Consider the following 19,246-nt stretch of genomic DNA (forward strand, 5'->3'; position numbering starts at 1 on the left):
CACAGGGTGAATCGTGAACCACCCGCCGGTCCTCGGGCCGGCGGGTGGTGTCGTCTGCGGGCCGTGTGCGGAGGACTGCTCAGCGGGCCAGGTTGCGGCCCAGGAACTCCACCTGATCGGGCAGCACGCCGCGCCAGTACCGGTTGGTGTGTCCGCCGGGGCCGGTGCTGAACACCGGCGGCGGGTGCACCCCGGCCACCCACTGGCGGGTATAGGTGAAGAACTGGTCGCTGGACCCGATCGAGATCATCAGCGGGATTCGGCGGAACGCATCCTGTTGTCCGAACAGCGAATTGCGCTGATAGTCGTCGAACCCGTCGAAGGCGCGGGCCGGGAAGTTCCGCGGATCGGCCCACAGCGCGGGTGAACTCACCGCGATCGCGGTGACCCGCGGGGCACCCAGCAGTGCACCGAGGCGCAGTGCGCCGTAGCCACCCATCGACCAGCCGAACAGGCCGATCCGGTCGACCGACAGATCGAGATCGGGATTAGACCCGAGCATCGGGATGAACTCGTCGAGCACCATCGCGCCACCGTCGGTGCCGTCGGTGCGCGCATGCCAGTAGTTGGCCGCGCCGTCGACCGCGGCGATCGCGAACGGCGCGTTGCCGGCGTCGACATAGGTCTGCAGCACCTTCTGGATGCCCAGTTGCGAGCTGAAGATGGTGTGTTCGTTGGTGGTGAGGGCGTGGAGCACCACCACCACGGGCAGGGTGCCGGTCACCCCGGTCGGCCGGGCGACGGCCCAGCGGGTGGGCCGACCGCCCATGTGCGCGGAGTCGAAACTGCCGGTGATCAGCGGGGGACCGTCGGTGACCGGGGCCGCCGACGTCTCCGACGGGAGCAGGTCGTCGGCGGCGGACTCCACGCGGCGGTTCTCCACCGTGACGGTGTCGTCGTCGGCGGCACAGCCTGCGAGTCCGAGGGCGGTGAGCCCGAGCCCGGAGGTGAGCACCGCGCGCCGCGAGACCCGGGCGGGTCCCGACGGGTGGTCGGCAGCCGGGTGCGAGGAGGCGGTGCGGCGGAGCGGCAGCGATCGGTGGCGGGACATCGAGTTCACAGGGTAGTGGGTGTCGCGTCGCCGATCGAGTCGCCCGAGCGTCGCAGGTACGTGCGCTGTGGGCCGAACGGACTACAGCGAATCGATTGCCGCACGCAGCCGGGTCGCGGCGTCGGCGGCCACGTCGGGCAGGCCGGGGGCGTCGGCGACCTGCACCATGATGTCGGGGTTCATGGCCTCGACGATCACCGCACCGGGCTGCTCGGTGCTGTCGCGGACGACCACATTGCACGGCAGCAGCAGGCCGATCTGCCGGTCGACGCCGAGGGCACGGTGTGCCAGCTGCGGGTTGCAGGCACCGAGGATCAGGTAGTTCTCGATGTCGGCGTCGATCTTCTTCTTCAGCGTCGCGGTCACGTCGATCTCGGTGAGGACGCCGAATCCCTGCCCGGCCAGGGCCTCCCGGATTCTGGCGACGGCATCGTCGAAGGTGGTCTCGGTCAGGGTGGTGGCGATCGCCAGGTCCATGGTCGGTGTCCTTTCGGTGGGTGCCCGGGTGGGCCGGGGTGCGCTCAGGCGAGCGCGAGGAACAGCTTCTCGAGCTCTTCCTGGGTCATCGGTTCCTTGCTCGTGTCGTCGCCGGCGAGGCATTCACGCAGGCCGGTGGCGACGATCTTGAAGCCGGCGCGGTCGAGCGCCTTGGACACCGCAGCCAGCTGGGTGACGACGTCCTTGCAGTCACGGCCGTCCTCGATCATCGAGATGACGCCGGCCAGCTGGCCGTGCGCACGGCGCAGCCGGTTGAGGACGACGGTGATCGATTCCTGGTCGCCTACCATGGGGTACCTTCCTGAGCTCGGGTGGTGATGGGTTCCCACCGACTGCCACCCACCATACCCCTCGGGGTATGACGGGCCGGTGTCTTCCGACGGCGGCACGATCGGGACCAGGGCGGTCGGGACCAGGGCGGTCGGGACCAGGGTGTTCGGCTCACGGTGATCGGTTCAGTGACCGAACGAGATCGCGGGCAACATACGGTCGAGCCATCGGGGACTCCACCACGCGGCATGCCCGGTGATCCGCAGCAGCACCGGCAGCAACACCAGTCGGATCAGAGTCGCGTCGAGCAGCACCGCGACACCCAGGATGATGCCCATCTCCTTCGGCGGCAGCGGGTCGGCGAGGGCGAAGGTGAAGAACACCGCCACCATCACCGCCGCCGCGGCGAAGATGATCCGGCCCGAGTAGGCCAGCCCGTTGATCTGGGCGTGGTGCGGATCGCCGGTGTGCTCGTAGTGCTCCTTGGCGGTGGCCAGCAGGAACACTGTGTAGTCCATCGCGATCGCGAAGATCATCGCGAAGAAGAACACCGGCCCCCAGCCGTCCAGGAAGCCCTGCGGATCGATGCCGAGCAGCGACGCCCCGTGGCCGTCCTGGAAGATCAGCCGGGCCACGCCGAAGGCCGCGGCCGTCGACAGCAGGCTGACCAGGGTGCCCAGCAGGGCGATCAGCGGTGCGCGCAGGGCGACGAGCAGCAGCAGGAACCCCAGGGTGAGGATCACCGCGACGATGATCGGGAACCAGTCGTCGAGGGCCTGCTGCAGGTCGATGTTCTCCGCCGGCGCACCACCCACCAGGGCGGTGGCCGGAAGGTCATCGCGCAGGGTGGACAGGATCGTCGACATCTGCGGATCCGACGGGTCGACGTCCGGGATCGACTGCAGCAGCACATGTCCCGATCCGTCGGTGGCCTGCTGCGGCGGGGTGACCATCGCGATCCCGGGCACCTGCGCGGCGGCCGAGGCGGTCGTCGCGGCGTCGGCCTGCGGCACCACGATCTGCAGGGCACCCGGTGCGCCGGGGCCCATCGCCTCGGCCACCACGGCATAGCCCTGGCGGACCGGGGCGTCGTCGGGGACGACGCCGATCGACGGCATCGCGACCTTGATCCCGATCGCCGGCAGGGCCAGGGCGATCAGCACGGCCAGCGATCCGAGTGCGAACGGCCACGGATGACGGTGCAGCAGTCGGCCCCAGCGGGCGAACACCGGTGACCGGTGCTGCTGCCCACGGGCCCACGGCAGGGTCCCGGCGTCGACCTTGGTGCCCAGCGCGGACAGGACCGCCGGCAGCAGGGTGAGGGTGGCGGCCAGGACGAAGGCGACGGCCACCATGATGCCGATCGCCATGGTGCGCACCGCCGGTGCGGGCACCAGCAGCACCGCCGACAGGCTGACCAGCACCGTCAGGCCCGACAGCAGGACCGCCTTGCCCGCGGTGTCCATGGTCTCGGCCACCGCATGCCGCGGCGAATCATGGGCCGTGACCGCGGCGCGGAACCGCGACACGATGAACAGTGCGTAGTCGATCCCGAGCGCGAGGGCGAACATCATCGCGAAGTTCATGGCCCACACCGAGATCGGGGTGACGGTGTTGAGCAGGACCAGACCGCCCGCCGAGGTGACCAGACCGGCGATGGTCAGCAGAAGCGGAAGTCCCGCGGCCACGATCGAACCGAAGGCGACGATCATGATCGCCAGGGTGATCGGCCAGGACACCATCTCCGCGGAGATCATCGCGGTGTGGTTGGCCTCGTTGAAGTCGCTCCACAGCGCCGACGCGCCGGTGGGGTAGACCTCGATCCCGTTGCCGGACAAGCCGGTCAGCGTCTCCTTGTGCTCGTCGACGGCGCGGACCATGTCGTCGGGGTCGGCGGCGGCGCCGATGATCGCGATCCCGGTGTGGCCGTCGGGGCTGATCGTCATCCCGGGCTGCGGGGCGATCACCGCCCCGAAACGTGGGTCGCCGGAAGCGATCCCGGTGATCTCGTCGACGACGTGTGCAACCGACGGACTCGCCATGGACTCGGTGTCGGAGTGGATCACCACCTGCACCGCCGACGACGCGTTTCCCCCGAAATGCTGTTGTGCCAGTTCGCGAACCGCCACCGACTCCGATCCGTTCGCCTGCCAGCCCGCACCGGCGAGGGAACTGAACACGGTCGGCGCGGCGGCGCCGAGGCCGATCACGAGCAGCGCCCAGATCCCGAACACCCACCGGCGATGCGTGGCGGTCCAGGTGCCGAGGCGGGCGAGCGGCCCGCCGGTGATGGGGGTGGCTCCGGGCGACGGTGCGGCAGGTGGCCCGTTGGTGCCGGTTCTGCCGGTTCTGTCGCTGCCGGATAGGTCGCGGTCGGATGTCGCGGTCACGGTGTCTCCTCGGGATTCACGCCGAAATATACCCAGGGGGGTATGCAATGAAGGCGAATGTACCCCCGGGGGTATACCGGATGCAAGCATGCGTCGAGGTCCGACCAGGGGCAGGCCGGGAACGGGATCAGGCGGGCCGGGATCAGGCGGGCCGGGGAGCGCTGACCGGCCGTCCCTTGCCGTCGAAGGCGAGGGCCACCGTCGAGACACCGTCGGTGATCACGCACGACGATGCGCCCGCGGCGACGGCACCGTCGGCCCGCCACACGATGTGCCAGCCGGTTCGTACCGCGAGCCCGTGGACGGCCACTCGGTGATCGCCCACCGGGATGCCGGCCAGTAGGCCCGGAAGGCAGGCCGCCACCTCGGAGAGTGTGGGTTCGCCCGCCTCCGGGCGGCCCGTGTCGGCGCCGGGGCCGGACACGTCGGGTCCGGACAGGAGGAACACCCCGTGACGGCCGTCGTCGAGGTCGACACAGTGGTAGGGACCGGTCCCGACGATCTGGACCGCCACCGCGCCGATGGTCTCCAGGGTGCGTGTGACGTCGGTGCCGGCCGTCAGGGGGATCGTCGGTTCCAGCAGCTCGCGCAGCCCCAGACGTTCACCCGCCCGGCGGAGTTCGACGCCCCGGAGGTCGGCGGGTGAACCGGCCGACGACGGCTCCGCCCAGCCCCATCGCAGGCCGGTCACCGACGCGTCGATCGACGCCACCAGCCATGCATGTGCCTCGATCCGCCGAGTCGGATCGGCGTTCGCCGAGAACACGATTCGCGGACCGTCCACCACTGTCGTGTACTCGCCGAGGTCGCCGGCGAGGCGCCGGTTCAGGGCGTCGCGGCGCAATGCGGCGTACCAGGCGCCGCAGTCGGCGGCGGCACGCAAGCCGTCCAGATGCATGCGGCTCACGCTAATCCGTCCTGGACGGTCCGCGGGCGTGTGTCAGGTGTCCGAACGACCGCCCGCGGGCGGGAGAGAATCCCACGAAAACCGGCCGGTGACCGAGATCACCCTGGCAGCATGGTCGGCATGACATCGGCGGCGACCCCCAAGGGCACGAGGCGTCGGTCGCAACTGATCGAGGCCGCCGGGACCCTTCTGCTCGAGGGTGGCTTCGATGCCGTCCGCCACCGTGCGGTGGCCGACCGGGCCGGGATGCCGCTGGCCTCGACCACCTATTACTTCGCCTCGCTCGAGGATCTGCTGGCCGAGGCGGCCGCCTATGTCACCCACAACGAGCAGGAGGCCATCGCCACCCGCAGCGCCGCGCTCACCCGCCGCAAGCGGGGCGGGCACGCCACCGCGGAAGCATTGTCGGAGGTCTTCGTCGGTTCGCGGACGCCGATCACCGCGCTCGCCGCCCACTACGAACTCATCGCGCTCGCACCCCGGTATCCGCGGTTGCGGCAGGTGGTGGAGCAACGGCGCGGATTCGTGTCGTCGGTGCACACCGAGGTGCTCGAGAAGTCCGGCCGGGACTGCGGCCCCGACGACGTCGCCCGCCTGATCGCCGTCGAGGACGGTGCGGTGGTCGGCGCACTCGGCTGCGGGGCGGGCTCGCCCTACGATGCGACGCGCGACGCACTCGACGGCGTGATCGACGTCCTCGCACCCCGCCGATGATCCGCGGTCGGGCGGAGACCGATCGGCGCGACATGGCGACGGCGGGCAGACGGCAGCGGACAGACGACAGCAGACAGATGATGGGGGACAGATGACGGGGGAGAACAGATGACGGGGGAGAACAGATGACGGGGCGGATTCGACGGTGGCTGACCACCGTGATCGTCGGTGCGGGGATCGGCCTGGCCGGGATCGGGGCGGGGCCGGCGCAGGCGGCGCCGAGCGGACCGGTGGATCCCGGGGTGCCGTTCTCCTCGGTGGTCTACGGCACCGGCTGCACGTATTCGCTGGTCTCGCCGGTCAATGCGAGCGGGCTGGTCAGCTTCTACGAGCAGCGTCGCGGATACCCGCCGATCCTGATCGGGCGGGCCCAGGCCTACCAGCTGGTCGCGACGGTGTGGTGGACTCCGCGCCGGATCGGTGACCGCATCCTCTACGCCGAGCAGAACGGGGTGCGCGGGCCGTCGATCGTGGCCCGCGTCCACCAGGGATACGGCTCGGGCGGAGTGTGTTTTGCCCTCTAGACCTCCGGTCGCGGGCGGTCCGCCGGTGGGCCCGGTGCGCCTGTCGGTGATCTGGGTGAGGGCGTCGCGGGCGCACCACTAGACTGTTCACGTGCCGAAACCTGCCATCTCCAACGTCCTCGCGAGCCGCTACGCCTCGGCCGATCTCGTCGAGATCTGGTCGGCGACCAACAAGATCGCCACCGAACGCCGCCTGTGGATCGCCGTCCTGCGGGCCCAGAGCGACCTCGGGATCGACGTCCCGGAGGGCGCGATCGCCGACTACGAGCGGGTCGTCGACCAGATCGACCTCGCGTCGATCGCCGAGCGTGAACGCGTCACCCGCCACGACGTGAAGGCGCGCATCGAGGAGTTCAACGCGCTGGCCGGGCACGAGCAGATCCACAAGGGCATGACCAGCCGCGATCTCACCGAGAACGTCGAGCAGCTGCAGATCCTGCAGTCGCTGCGGTATGTGCACTCCCACGGTGTCGCCGTGCTCGCGCGCATCGTCGAGCGTGCCGCGCAGTACTCGACGGTGGTGATGGCCGGCCGCAGCCACAACGTCGCCGCCCAGGCCACCACCCTCGGCAAGCGGTTCGCGTCGGCCGCCGACGAGCTGATGATCGGCCTGACCCGGCTGTCGGAGCTGATCGACCGCTACCCGCTGCGCGGGATCAAGGGCCCGATGGGGACCAGCCAGGACATGCTCGACCTGCTCGGCGGGGACGCCGGCAAGCTGGCCGAACTCGAGTCGCGGGTGGCGACCCACCTCGGATTCGCGCGATCGCTGACCTCGGTCGGCCAGATCTATCCGCGGTCCCTCGACCACGACGTGCTGTCGGCGCTGGTGCAGGTGGCCGCCGCGCCGTCGTCGCTGGCCCACACCATCCGCCTGATGGCCGGTCACGAGCTGGTCACCGAGGGTTTCCAGCCCGGCCAGGTCGGGTCGTCGGCGATGCCGCACAAGATGAACACCCGCAGCTGTGAGCGGGTCAACGGCCTGCAGGTGGTGTTGCGCGGATACGCGTCGATGGGTGCCGAACTCGCCGGGGCCCAGTGGAACGAGGGCGACGTGTTCTGTTCGGTGGTGCGCCGCGTGGCACTGCCCGACGCCTTCTTCGCGATCGACGGCCTGATGGAGACCTTCCTGACGGTGCTCGCCGAGTTCGGCGCCTACCCGGCCGTGATCGCCAACGAGCTCGACCGCTACCTGCCGTTCCTGGCCACCACCAAGGTGCTGATGGCGTCGGTGCGTGCCGGTGTCGGCCGTGAGACCGCCCACGAGGCGATCAAGGAGAACGCCGTCGCCGTCGCCCTGGCGATGCGCGAGGAGGGCCGCGAACCCGATCTGCTCGACCGGCTCGCCGCCGACGACCGCATCCCGCTCGACCGCGTGCAGCTCGATGCGCTGCTCGAGGACAAGGAGGCCTTCGTCGGTGCCGCCGGCCGTCAGGTCGCCGACGTCATCGCCGCCGCCGAGAAGGTCCTCGCCGCCAGCCCGGAGGCCGCCGCCTACACGCCCGCCCCGATCCTCTAGGCCGTTCGGTCACCCCAGACCCTCCACTTTTGCGCAAACCCACGGGGGTAGAACCCGGGGCATCTGCGTAAGTGTGGAGGGTTTGTCGGTTCTGTGGATGGCCATCCGGCGTTGACGTCGGATCGTGCGACGCTGCTCGGCATGGATCAGTCCACCGAGATCACCCGCCGTGCCGAGGTGCTCGGGCGAGTCGCCACCGATCGCGTACTGCAGGCCGTCGTCCGCGACGGTGAACGCGTCCGGCTCTGGCCGGGGACCTTCATGGACTGGCCCGACCACGACGCGCTGAGCACAACCGAGCGATACCGGATCACCGCGATCGAGTCCGCGCGCAAGGGCGGACCGAACCGCACGCTCAGTCACGTGTCCGCACTCGCCGTCCACCAGGTCCCGATGCTGCGACCCGATCTGCGCCGGGTGCACTACATCGCCTCCGCACCGACCCGGCACACCGCCCGGGTCTCGCGACACAACGGAATCCTCCTCGACGACGAGCGCGAGCAGGTCGAGGGTGTCTGGGTCACGACACGTGAACGAGCGCTGTGCGACGCCGCTCGTCTCGGCACCTTCGAGCAGGCCGTGGCGATGCTCGACGCCGGGCTGCGGGCCGGCGCCGACCCCGTGCTCATCGACGCGACCATCGAACGGCTCCGCGGTCACGTCGGCGTCGAGCGGCTCCGGTATGCCAACGGTTTCGCCGATGCGCGGTCGGAGAGCGTGGGCGAGTCGTTCAGCCGTGCGCTCATGGCGGGTATGCCCGAAGTCCCGACGCCGGAGCTGCAGGTGGAGATCCGCGACGCGGCGGGCCGGTCGATCGGTCGCGTCGACTTCCTGATCGGCGGCGTCCTGGTCGGCGAGTTCGACGGCAAGGTCAAGTACAGCGGCACCCTCGGCGACGACCCGCCGTCGGAGGTGGTCGTCAAGGAGAAGATCCGCGAGGACGCGCTCCGGGCAGAAGGCTATGTCGTCATCCGGTGGACATGGGAGGACCTGCTCGATCCGCGTCGGTTCCGGGCGGTCCTGCGCAAGGGGATGCGGGCCGCGGGACTGCTCTGAGCGTCGGCCCACCCAGACCCTCCACACTTGCGCAGACCCACGGGGGTAATACCCGGGGTATCTGCGTAAGTGTGGAGGGTTTGTCGGTTGCTCCCTCGAAGGCCCGCGGTGCTACTCGGCCGCCTTGTCGGCGTGGCCGAGGGCCCAGTCGGGCAGTACCGCATCGCGGACGCGGCGCTTGAGTTCGGCGGCGTCGGGGAACCCGCCGTCGGCCTTGCGTTCCCAGATCTGTGTGCCGTCGGCGTCGACGACGAAGATCCCGCCGGTACCCGGCTTGAGCGTCACCGCACCGAGATCCGCACCGAAGGTGTTCAGCAGTTCGCTCGCCATCCAGCTCGCCCGCAACAGCCAGTTGCATTGGGTGCAGTAGGTGATCGTGATGTGCGGTGCGGTCATGGCCACCCAGACTGCCAGATCACGACGCCGCGCACTAAGGTCGACACCATGCGCCCGGCACTTGAGTCATACACGCACATCGCCTCGGGCAAGGTGCGTGAGATCTACGCGATCGACGACGACACCCTGTTGATGGTGGCCAGCGATCGGATCTCGGCCTACGACCACGTCCTGAGCCCGGTGATCGGTGACAAGGGACGCATCCTCACCGCGATGAGTTTCTTCTGGTTCGACGCCCTCGGCGTGCCGAACCACCTTGCCGGCGGGCCCGAGGACGAGCGCATCCCGGCCGAGGCCGTCGGCCGTTCGATGGTGGTACGCAAGCTGCCGATGGTGCCGGTGGAATGTGTCGCCCGCGGTTACCTCACCGGTTCCGGTCTGATCGACTACAAGGCCACCGGCGCGGTGTGCGGCGTCGCACTGCCCGACGGTCTCGGTGAGTCCGACAAGCTGCCCGAACCGATCTTCACCCCGGCCACCAAGGCCGAACAGGGCGACCACGACGAGAACATCAGCTACGACGCGGTGGCCGCACAGGTCGGCGAGGAGCTCGCCTCCGCGCTGCGCGACACCACCCTCGACATCTACTCGCGTGGTGCGCAACTGGCCGCCGAGCGCGGGATCATCCTGGCCGACACCAAGTTCGAGTTTGGTCGTGATGCCGACGGCGGCCTCGTCCTGGCCGACGAGGTGCTGACGCCGGACTCGTCGCGCTACTGGGAGACCGCCACCTATACGCCGGGGCAGGTGCAGCCGAGCTTCGACAAGCAGATCGTGCGGAACTGGCTCACCTCACCGGAATCCGGCTGGGACAAGGCCTCCGACACCACCCCGCCCCCGTTGCCCGCCGAGGTCGTCGACCGCACTCGGGCGCGATACATCGAAGCCTACGAATGGATTTCGCAGAAGTCCTTCGACGATTGGCCCGGCCCGGCCTGACCGGGCGGGTACCACAACCGGGTCCACCAGAAACCGGGCAAAGGAGTCCTGTGAGCGACGCGACGCCGTCCACCCCAGCCGCCGGCCGCAACGGTGCCCCCGTTGCCAAGAAGGTGCCGCTCCCGCGCACCCACCACGGCGACACCGTGATCGACGAGTACGAATGGTTGCGCGACAAGGACGATCCCGAGGTGATCGCCTACCTCGAGGCCCAGAATGCCTACACCGAGGAACACACCGCGCAGCTCGCCGGTCTGCGCGCCGACATCTTCGGTGAGATCAAGTCGCGCACCAAGGAAACCGACATGTCGGTGCCGTCGCGCCGCGGCGGATTCTGGTACTACGGCCGCACCACCGAGGGCAAACAGTATGCGGCGCATTGTCGTTGCCCGATCGGTGACGCCGACGACTGGACCCCGCCGGAGGTCTCGGAGACCACCCCGCTGTCGGGGGAACGGGTCCTGCTCGACGCCAACCTGGAGGCGCAGGGACACGACTTCTTCAGTCTCGGTGCACTCTCGGTCAGCGACGACGGCAACTGGCTGGCCTACAGCACCGACGTCGTCGGTGACGAGCGATACACGTTGCGGTTCAAGGACCTCCGCACGGGGGAGCTGCTGCCCGACGTCATCGCCGACACCGCGGGCGGCGCCGTCTGGTCGGCCGACGGCGCGCACGTCTTCTATCAGACCGTCGACGAGGCGTGGCGCCCGGACACGGTGTGGCGCCACGACATCGGTGCCGGAACCGACGACGTCAAGGTCTTCCACGAGCCGGACGAGCGGTACTGGGTGGGCATGGGGTCCACGCGCAGCGACAAATACCTGATGATCGCCGTCGGCTCCAAGATCACCTCCGAGTGCTATGTGCTCGACGCCACCGACCCGACCGGCGAATTCCGTAGTGTGGCACCACGTGTCGAGGGTGTGGAGTACACGGTCGAGCATGCCGAGATCGGTGGCCGCGACTACTTCCTGATCGTCCACAACGAAGAACGTGACGGGGTCAAGTACGAGGACTTCGCCGTCGACATCGCCCCGGTGGACGATCCGTCGGACCGTACCGAGTTCATCGGGCACCGTCGGGGTGTGCGGGTGGAGGACGTCGACGCCTTCCGCGACTACCTGGTGCTCAGCTACCGTGCCGACGCCCTGCCGCGGGTGTCGATCGCCGACCTGCGTCGGATCGACGGGATGCCGGTGGCCGAGGACTTCATCGAGGTGGCCGCCGCCCAGGAACTGTTCTCGCTGGGGCTGGCCGGCAACCGCGAATGGACGACGCCACGACTGCGTTTCGGCTACGGCAGCTTCATCGAACCGTCGGAGCTGTTCGAGCTCGAGGTCACCACCGGCGAGCGCATCCTGCTCAAACGTCAGCCGGTACTCGGCGGGTACGACCCGGACGACTACGTGCAGACCCGCGAATGGGCGACCGCCGCCGACGGCACGCAGATCCCGTTGTCGATCGTGCGGCACCGCGACGTCGCCGCACCGGGGACCGAGGGGGCCGCACCCGCACCGCTGCTGATCTACGGCTACGGCTCCTACGAGGCCAGCTATGACCCGGGGTTCTCGGTGTCGCGGCTGTCCATGCTCGACCGCGGCATGGTGTTCGTCCTCGCCCACGTCCGCGGTGGTGGCGAGATGGGCCGGCACTGGTACGAGACCGGCAAGACGCTCACCAAGAAGAACACCTTCACCGACTTCGTCGACTCCGCACGGCATCTGGTCGCCCGCGGCTGGACCACGCCGGGTCAGATGGTGGCCGAGGGCGGTTCGGCAGGCGGTCTGCTGATGGGTGCGGTCGCCAATCTCGCACCGGAACTGTTCAACGGCATCCTCGCGTCGGTGCCCTTCGTCGACGCGCTCAACTCGATCCTCGACCCGTCACTGCCGCTGACGGTGATCGAGTGGGACGAGTGGGGTGACCCGCTGCACGACCCGGTGGTCTACGAGTACATGCGGTCCTACACGCCGTACGAGAACGTCACCGCCCAGCCGTATCCGCCGATCCTGGCGCAGACCTCGCTCAACGACACGCGGGTGCTGTTCACCGAGGCCGCCAAGTGGGTTGCACGGCTGCAGGAGCTGTCGACGTCGGACAACCCGATCCTGCTCAAGACCGAGATGTCGGCGGGCCACGGCGGTGTCAGCGGCCGGTACAAGCAGTGGGAAGAGGCGTCGTTCGAGATCGCCTGGATCCTGGCGCAGACCGGGGCGTACACCGCACCGGCGGAATAGGCACGCACAAAGCCTGCACACAGACGCAGAACCCCCGGAATCTCAGAAGATTCCGGGGGTTCTGCGTTACAGCCGGGACGAGCTCAGTGCATGAACGTCGGTGCGCGGTCGACGTCCTCCTCGACCAGCGGCGACTCGATCTTCTTGCGGGGCAGGAAGAACGCCGGGATGATCGTCAGCGCGATCAGGACGGTCGCCACGATGAAGGTGGTGCCGAATGCCTCGGCGGCCCAGTCGAACCACTGCGCAGGCGGTTGCGGCGGCAGCAGTCCGGCCTTGACGCCCTCGGCGTACTTCTCCGGTGCCGCATTGGAACCGATCGCCACCAGCGACTCGGCATGCTTGTTGAACATGGTGGCCAGGACCACCGAGATCACCGCGGTACCGATCGACGACGCGGTCTGCTGGACCACGTTGACCAGGGTCGAACCGTCGGGGACCTGTTTGTTCGACAGGGTGGCCAGCGCGGCCGACATGATCGGCATCATCGTCATACCCATGCCCAGACCCTGGACGAACAGGGCGATGCAGACCGCCCAGTACGGGGTGTCGGCGCCGAGGAAGACGAAGTATCCGATGCCGAGGAAGATCAGCACGATACCGCTGAGGACGAACTTGCCCGGGCCCATCTTGTCGGTCAGCTGACCCGCGATCGGCATGGTGAGCATGGCGCCCAGACCCTGCGGGGCCAGCAGCAGACCGGCCATCAGCGTCGACTCACCGCGCACGCCGATGAAGTACTGCGGGTAGAGCAGGGATGCACCGAAGAAGGCGATCATGAACAGCGTCATGGTGATCACCGCGATGGTCAGCGTCCGGTTCTTGAACAGACGCAGATCCAGCAGCGGGTTCTTCGCACGCAGCGCGTGGAAGATGAATCCGGCGATCAGCAGGGCGCCGACGATCGCGGTGGACAACACCTTGGCGTCGATGAAGGTCCCGGCCTCCGCCGACGACGAGATGCCGTACAGGAACAGCGCCAGACCCGGGGAGAGCAGCAGCAGCCCGACGAAGTCGATGGTCGGGCGGGTGGTCTCGCCGTCGTCACGCAGCACGATCCACGCGTAGATCATGGCGACGATGCCGATCGGGACGTTGATCAGGAACACCCAGTGCCAGCTGGCCTTCTCGATCAGCAGGCCGCCGAGGATCGGGCCACCGATCGGGCCCAGCAGCATCGGGATACCCAGCACGGCCATGACCGAACCGACCCGCTCGGGGCCGGCGGCCTTGGTCAGGATCATCATGCCGATCGGCATGAGTAGACCACCGCCGAGGCCCTGGACCACGCGGAAGGCGACCAGCGACCCGATGTTCCAGGCCAGCGCACACAGCGCCGAACCGATCACGAACAGGACCAGCGAGGTCAGGTACACCTTCTTCGTGCCGAAACGGGCTGCGGCCCAGCTCGACAGCGGGATCACCGCGGCGAGTGCCAGCGTGTAGCCGGTCATCGTCCAGGCGGCACCGGCGGCGTTGGTGTCGAAGGTCTCCTGGAAGGTGTTCTGCGCGACCGACACGACGGTGACGTCGAGGATCGACATGATCGCACCGAGTACGACCACGCCCGCGACGGACAAGACGTGTTTGTCGAGTTTGGTGTCTGGTGGCCCCTCGTGGAGCTCACCACCGGTGGAAGATTTCGTCATGAAGAGACTTTCTGCTCGTGGGCCGGCCGGCAGGTGGCAGGAGTGAGGTCGAAGAAGTCGACGTCGGCGTCGACGATCGGACGCAATGCCCGGACGAGTCCGGTGCGCAACTGATCGGGGAGGCCGGCGAGGAACGCGGTGACCAGATCCTTCTTGACCGCCAGCTGTTCGTCGAGGAATCGCTGACCGAGTTCGGTGAGGGTGATCCGTTTGACCCGACGATCGGCGCTGTCCTCACGCCGGTCGAGGAAGTTCTGACGGACCAGACTGTCGACGGTGCGCCCGGTTGCGGCCAAGGACAGACGGATGGCGTCGCCGATCTCGTGGACGGAGATGGCTTCCTCGCTGGCCCCGACCGCGCACATCACCCGGAACTGGGTGAAGGTGAGATCGGAACTGGCCATCGAATCCATCGTGTCGGTCTTGGCAACACAGGCGAGTCGGTCGAGGAATCCGTGCAGGACAGCGCACGCTTCTTCGGAGGACTCTGGGGTGGACACCGGAAGATACTAACGCCGATGCAACTATCTCGTCCACGCAATTATTGGTGACATGGAGGCGAGGCGTCCCGGGTTGTGAAGTGGCTCACACGGATGTGCGGGGGTGTCGTCGATAGGCTCGGAAGATGACCAACATCAAGGACATCCCGGTTTCCGCCCTCGACGGCTCCGCCCTGAACCTCGCCGACTTCGGTGGACCGCTGCTGGTGGTGAACGTCGCCAGCAAGTGCGGCCTCACCCCGCAGTACGCGGGCCTCGAGGAGATCGCCACCACCTACGCCGACCGTGGCCTGACCGTCGTCGGCGTGCCGTGCAACCAGTTCATGGGACAGGAGCCGGGTTCGCCCGAGGAGATCGCCACCTTCTGTTCGACGACCTACGGTGTCACCTTCCCGCTGCTGGCGAAGGCCGACGTCAACGGCGACGACCGGCACCCGCTGTACGCCGAGCTCACCAAGACCCCCGACGCCACCGGTGAGGCCGGCGACATCCAGTGGAACTTCGAGAAGTTCCTGGTCGGGTCCGACGGTGCGGTGCTGGGCCGGTTCCGTCCGCGCACCGAGCCGCTCGCACCCGAGGTGATCGAGGCCATCGAGTCCGCACTGTAGGCGGCGCCGCAGGACAACCCTGTAGGCGGCGCCGCAGGACAACCCTGCGGGATGGCGCCGTGGGCCGGCGGTCCGCTCGGATTCCGTGGCGGCCGGCGGCCCAGCACGCGATCTCATCCGCGCACATCGCAGGCGGTAAGGTGTTCGGTGTTCGGTGTTCAGCCAACCTCCGCCCCCACCTCCGGGGAGTGGGGACAGAGATGGGAGCGTGTGCCGATGGCACGTGTGGTGGTCGACGTGATGCCCAAGGCCGAGATCCTCGATCCGCAGGGGCAGGCCATCGTCGGTGCGCTGGGGCGCCTGGGATTCTCCGGGATCGCCGACGTCCGGCAGGGCAAGCGATTCGAGCTCGAGGTCGACGACGACGTCGACGACGCCGCGCTCGAGCGCATCGCCGAGGAGCTGCTCACCAACACGGTGATCGAGAACTTCAACGTCTCCCGGGTCGCGGAGTAGGTCGCGCGAGATGACAGCACGTATCGGGGTCATCACCTTCCCCGGCACCCTCGACGACGTCGACGCCGCCCGTGCGGCCCGGATCGCCGGTGCCGAGGCCGTCGAGTTGTGGCACGGTGACGCCGACCTCAAGGGTGTCGACGCCGTCATCGTCCCCGGCGGTTTCTCCTACGGCGACTACCTGCGCGCCGGTGCGATCGCCAAGTTCGCACCGGTGATGGGGTCGGTCATCGAGGCGGCGGGCAAGGGTATGCCGGTTCTGGGTATCTGCAACGGTTTCCAGGTCCTCTGCGAGGCGGGCCTGCTGCCGGGCGCACTGGCCCGAAACGAGGGACTGCACTTCATCTGCCGCGACCAGTGGCTGCGCGTCGAGTCCAACACCACCGCCTGGACCACCCGGTTCGAGCGGGGTGCGGAGATCCTCATCCCGCTCAAGTCGGGTGAGGGACGCTATGTGGCCCCGCAGCGCAAGCTCGAAGAACTCGAGGGCGAGGGCCGGATCGTGTTCACCTATGCCGGTGACAACCCGAACGGCTCGGCACTCGACATCGCCGGGATCTCCAGTGCCGACGGGCGAATCGTCGGTCTGATGCCGCATCCCGAGCACGCCACCGAGGCCCTCACCGGCCCGAGTGACGACGGACTGGGACTGTTCTACTCCGCGATCGACGCGGTGCTCGCGAACGCCTGAGGGTCCTGGATCCGATGAGCACCCCCACGCTGCCGACGTCGGCCACCGCGACCGGTCTCGGCGAGTTCGTCGACGCCTCGCCGTCGCCGTTCCACGTGTGTGTCACGGTGGCCGCCGCCCTCGAAGCGGCCGGCTATCAGCGACTTCACGAGGAACATGAATGGGCCACAGAGGTTTTCGCGGCCGCCCGCAACGGCGGTCCGCGGAGCTTCTATGTGATCCGTGGTGGGTCGATCATCGCCTTCGACCTCGGTGAGGCCGACGACTTCCGCATAGTGGGCGGGCACACCGACAGCCCCAATCTGCGACTCAAGCAGCATCCCGACCGCACCTCGGCCGGGGTGTCGATGGTGGCGCTCGAACCGTACGGCGGGGCGTGGCTGAACTCCTGGCTCGACCGTGATCTCGGGTTGTCGGGGCGGCTGGCCTACCGTGACGGCGGCGCCGTGGCGCACACGCTGGTGCACGTCACCGAGCCGGTGGTCCGGGTGCCCCAGTTGGCGATCCACCTCTCCGCCGACCGCAAGGGCGTGACCCTGGACCCGCAACGTCATGTCGACGGACTGTGGGGGATCGGCGACGACGTCCCCGGCGTCCTCGACTGGGTCGCCGAGTATGCGGGCATCGATCCCGGCGCCCTGCTCGGCTGGGAACTGATGACCCATGACGTCGCCCCGTCGCGGCTGCTCGGTGCCGACGAGGATCTGTTGTCGGCGCCACGGCTGGACAACCAGGGCACCTGCTACGCCGGACTGAGGGCACTGCTCGACGGTGCCCCGTCGATCCACACCCGGGTGCTGGCGCTGTTCGACCACGAAGAGGTCGGCAGCGGGTCCGAGCGCGGCGCGGCGTCGGAGTTCCTGCCGACGATCCTCGAGCGAATCGTGTTGGCGCGCGGTGGAGATCGCTCGGACTTCCTGCAGGCGATGGCCTCCAGTATCTGTCTGTCGGGGGACATGGCACACGCCACCCACCCCAACTATCCGGATCGGCACGAGCCGTCGCACCGCATCGCGATCGGCGGCGGGCCGGTACTCAAGGTCAACCAGAACCTGCGCTACGCCTCGGATGCGGTGGGGGAGGCGATCTTCGCGCTCGCCTGCGACACCGCTGGGGTCCCGATGCAGCGTTACACCCATCGTGCCGATCTGCCGTGCGGTTCCACGATCGGTCCGATCACCGCCACCCGCACCGGCCTGACGACCATCGACGTCGGTGCGCCGCAGCTGGCCATGCACAGCGCGCGGGAGTTGATGGGCGCCGCCGACGTCCCGATGTATTCGGCTGCGCTACAGGCGTTCCTGAGCAGCTGATCTGATCGGCCGGCGGTTGCGACGGTTGGCGATCGAGCCGGGGCCCGCATCGCGAGGACCCGTGTCGAAATTTGCGTAGCCTAGTTTGGGTGGTGACCACTTCCGAGGTGGTCGCGTTGGTGATGTCGGCCGTCTGAGGTTTCGACACGTCTCGTCGCTTCGCTCCTCGTCGGCTCAACCATCGTGGTGTGCTCGGCCGTCTGAGGTTTGCTGCTCAACCATCCTCTGGCCGTTGGTGATTGAGCCGGGACCGAGCATCGCGAGGACCCGTGTCGAAATCTCCGCAGCCCACTTTGGGTGGTGACCACTTCCGAGGTGGTTGCGTTGGTGATGTCGGCCATCGGAGGTTTGCGGTTCAACCAGCCTCTGGCCGTGGGTGATTGAGCCGGGACCGAGCATCGCGAGGACCCGTGTCGAAATCTCCGCAGCCTACTTTGGGTGGTGACCACTTCCGAGGTGGTTGCGTTGGTGATGTCGGCTGTCTGAGGTTTCGACACGTCTCGTCGCTTCGCTCCTCGTCGGCTCAACCATCGTGGTGTGCTCGGCCGGCAGAGGTTTGCTGCTCAACCGGCTTCTGGCCGTTGGTGATTGAGCCGGGACCGAGCATCGCGAGGACCCGTGTCGAAATCTCCGCAGCCTACCTTGGGCGGTGACCAGCGGCGAGGTGGTCGCGTTGGTGCGCTCGGCCATGGAGGTTGCGACGGCCGGGCCCCTCGATGCAAAAAACCGTGCGGATCACGGAGATCCGCACGGCTGATGTGCTGTTGGTGGGTCTGGTCAGATCGGGCGGAACCCGGCGCCAGGGCCGCCGCTGCGGTCGAGGGCGGCGGCGATGGTGGCCCACTTGGTGGCGACCATCGGGGTGAAGACCGGGATGGCGGGATGCGCGCAGGCGATGGCGATCTCGGAGTTGGTCAGCGGGATGCGGACGTACTGGCCGCCGGTCAGCATGCCGACGAGGCGGTTGCCCTGCACCACGGGCGCACCGGAATCGCCTGGTGCGCCACAGACATAGCCGAAGCCGATGTTGCGGGTCTGGCTCAGCACCGGGCCGCAGGTGTGGCCGGTGGTGCGTCCCGACTTGCAGACGGTGGCGCCCTGACCCGGGAAGGTGCCGGTGCGGGCGATCGTCGAACCGCCGAAGTTGCGGGCCCCGTAGACCTTTGCCGAATCGAGTGCGATCACGGCGTAGTCGACGGACTTGTCGACGGCGACGACCCGGCCGATGGTGCCGGCACTGGTCTTGTTCTCGAGCTGGATGCGTGAGCCGATGTTGCCGCAGTGTCCCGCGGTGATGCCGACGAAGCGTCCGGCGCGGTCGTGCCCGACGGAGGTCATGGTGCAGGCACCCTTGCCGTCGATCACGATGGCACTGCCGCCGCCGACCGCCAGGCGCGGTGCGGCCTGGGCGGTGCCGGTCGGGATGAGCAGTGCTGCCAACCCGATGAGTGGGATCGCGATCCGCAGAAGGCGTCGCATGTGTCTCCGATCCGTTGAGGCCTCAAGTAGTTCACGATAATGAACT

Annotated in this window: 19 protein-coding genes; 10 read left to right on the top strand and 9 right to left on the bottom strand. The window is 68.3% G+C overall.

Translation table 11 applies throughout. The features are described 5' to 3' along the window. Positions 1-79: 79 nt before the first annotated feature. The 5 genes from Q9K23_RS17505 to Q9K23_RS17525 all read right to left on the bottom strand — a co-directional run bounded on the left by Q9K23_RS17505 (position 80) and on the right by Q9K23_RS17525 (position 5,107). Positions 80-1,051, bottom strand: a complete 972-nt coding sequence (locus Q9K23_RS17505) for an alpha/beta hydrolase-fold protein (RefSeq protein ID WP_152972663.1) — start codon at positions 1,049-1,051, stop codon at positions 80-82. Positions 1,052-1,132: 81 nt separating this feature from the next. Then, positions 1,133-1,528 carry a DUF302 domain-containing protein gene (locus Q9K23_RS17510; RefSeq protein ID WP_020790901.1) on the bottom strand — a complete coding sequence of 132 codons (396 nt, stop codon included), beginning with the start codon at positions 1,526-1,528 and terminating at the stop codon, positions 1,133-1,135. A gap of 44 nt (positions 1,529-1,572) precedes the next feature. Then, the gene (locus Q9K23_RS17515) at positions 1,573-1,839 is read right to left on the bottom strand and encodes a metal-sensitive transcriptional regulator (RefSeq protein ID WP_020790899.1); all 267 of its coding nucleotides are present in this window, start codon (positions 1,837-1,839) and stop codon (positions 1,573-1,575) included. A gap of 165 nt (positions 1,840-2,004) precedes the next feature. Next, on the bottom strand, positions 2,005-4,110 hold the full coding sequence (locus Q9K23_RS17520) for an MMPL family transporter (RefSeq protein ID WP_082365784.1): 2,106 nt from the start codon (positions 4,108-4,110) through the stop codon (positions 2,005-2,007). 241 nt (positions 4,111-4,351) lie between these two features. Next, positions 4,352-5,107 (bottom strand): DUF6882 domain-containing protein, encoded by a 756-nt coding sequence (locus tag Q9K23_RS17525; RefSeq protein ID WP_020792976.1) that lies wholly within the window; start codon positions 5,105-5,107, stop codon positions 4,352-4,354. A gap of 120 nt (positions 5,108-5,227) precedes the next feature. On the opposite strand from Q9K23_RS17525, the gene Q9K23_RS17530 reads away from it, so the two are divergent. The 4 genes from Q9K23_RS17530 (at position 5,228) to Q9K23_RS17545 (ending at position 8,929) form a co-directional block, all read left to right on the top strand. Then, positions 5,228-5,830: a TetR family transcriptional regulator gene (locus tag Q9K23_RS17530; protein ID WP_059036830.1), complete on the top strand. Its 603-nt coding sequence runs from the start codon at positions 5,228-5,230 to the stop codon at positions 5,828-5,830. A gap of 125 nt (positions 5,831-5,955) precedes the next feature. Continuing rightward, a complete protein-coding gene (locus Q9K23_RS17535; protein ID WP_202926819.1) occupies positions 5,956-6,354 on the top strand; it encodes a hypothetical protein in 399 nt (132 codons plus the stop codon). Positions 6,355-6,445: 91 nt separating this feature from the next. Further along, entirely contained in the window at positions 6,446-7,873 is a 1,428-nt protein-coding gene (gene purB / locus Q9K23_RS17540; RefSeq protein WP_053776732.1) for an adenylosuccinate lyase, read from the top strand. Positions 7,874-8,014: 141 nt separating this feature from the next. Next, a complete protein-coding gene (locus tag Q9K23_RS17545) occupies positions 8,015-8,929 on the top strand; it encodes a hypothetical protein (protein ID WP_053776745.1) in 915 nt (304 codons plus the stop codon). A gap of 111 nt (positions 8,930-9,040) precedes the next feature. On the opposite strand, the gene Q9K23_RS17550 is transcribed toward Q9K23_RS17545, so the two are convergent. After that, positions 9,041-9,325, bottom strand: coding sequence for a SelT/SelW/SelH family protein (locus Q9K23_RS17550; protein WP_053776746.1), 285 nt, complete (start codon positions 9,323-9,325; stop codon positions 9,041-9,043). Between the two features lie 48 nt (positions 9,326-9,373). On the opposite strand from Q9K23_RS17550, the gene Q9K23_RS17555 reads away from it, so the two are divergent. Together Q9K23_RS17555 and Q9K23_RS17560 are read left to right on the top strand one after the other, a co-directional pair. Next, a complete protein-coding gene (locus Q9K23_RS17555) occupies positions 9,374-10,264 on the top strand; it encodes a phosphoribosylaminoimidazolesuccinocarboxamide synthase (RefSeq protein ID WP_053776733.1) in 891 nt (296 codons plus the stop codon). A 50-nt stretch (positions 10,265-10,314) separates the two neighbouring features. Then, positions 10,315-12,504, top strand: a complete 2,190-nt coding sequence (locus Q9K23_RS17560) for a S9 family peptidase (RefSeq protein ID WP_020790260.1) — start codon at positions 10,315-10,317, stop codon at positions 12,502-12,504. 83 nt (positions 12,505-12,587) lie between these two features. On the opposite strand, the gene Q9K23_RS17565 is transcribed toward Q9K23_RS17560, so the two are convergent. Together Q9K23_RS17565 and Q9K23_RS17570 are read right to left on the bottom strand one after the other, a co-directional pair. Next, positions 12,588-14,153 carry a DHA2 family efflux MFS transporter permease subunit gene (locus Q9K23_RS17565; protein WP_020790261.1) on the bottom strand — a complete coding sequence of 522 codons (1,566 nt, stop codon included), beginning with the start codon at positions 14,151-14,153 and terminating at the stop codon, positions 12,588-12,590. Continuing rightward, positions 14,150-14,653, bottom strand: a complete 504-nt coding sequence (locus tag Q9K23_RS17570) for a MarR family transcriptional regulator (RefSeq protein ID WP_053776734.1) — start codon at positions 14,651-14,653, stop codon at positions 14,150-14,152. The genes Q9K23_RS17565 and Q9K23_RS17570 overlap by 4 nt, the downstream gene beginning before the upstream one ends. Before the next feature lie 125 nt (positions 14,654-14,778). On the opposite strand from Q9K23_RS17570, the gene Q9K23_RS17575 reads away from it, so the two are divergent. The 4 genes from Q9K23_RS17575 (at position 14,779) to Q9K23_RS17590 (ending at position 17,721) form a co-directional block, all read left to right on the top strand. After that, on the top strand, positions 14,779-15,261 hold the full coding sequence (locus Q9K23_RS17575; protein WP_020790258.1) for a glutathione peroxidase: 483 nt from the start codon (positions 14,779-14,781) through the stop codon (positions 15,259-15,261). Between the two features lie 216 nt (positions 15,262-15,477). Continuing rightward, a complete protein-coding gene (purS, locus tag Q9K23_RS17580) occupies positions 15,478-15,717 on the top strand; it encodes a phosphoribosylformylglycinamidine synthase subunit PurS (protein ID WP_053776735.1) in 240 nt (79 codons plus the stop codon). Between the two features lie 10 nt (positions 15,718-15,727). Then, on the top strand, positions 15,728-16,408 hold the full coding sequence (purQ, locus tag Q9K23_RS17585; RefSeq protein ID WP_020790266.1) for a phosphoribosylformylglycinamidine synthase subunit PurQ: 681 nt from the start codon (positions 15,728-15,730) through the stop codon (positions 16,406-16,408). A 14-nt stretch (positions 16,409-16,422) separates the two neighbouring features. After that, entirely contained in the window at positions 16,423-17,721 is a 1,299-nt protein-coding gene (locus Q9K23_RS17590) for a M18 family aminopeptidase (protein ID WP_020790257.1), read from the top strand. Between the two features lie 777 nt (positions 17,722-18,498). Here Q9K23_RS17590 and Q9K23_RS17595 read toward each other — a convergent pair. After that, a complete protein-coding gene (locus Q9K23_RS17595; protein WP_020790269.1) occupies positions 18,499-19,200 on the bottom strand; it encodes a S1 family peptidase in 702 nt (233 codons plus the stop codon). Positions 19,201-19,246: the final 46 nt, after the last annotated feature.

This window comes from Gordonia sp. NB41Y (assembly GCF_030718915.1).
Lineage (GTDB): Bacteria > Actinomycetota > Actinomycetes > Mycobacteriales > Mycobacteriaceae > Gordonia > Gordonia desulfuricans.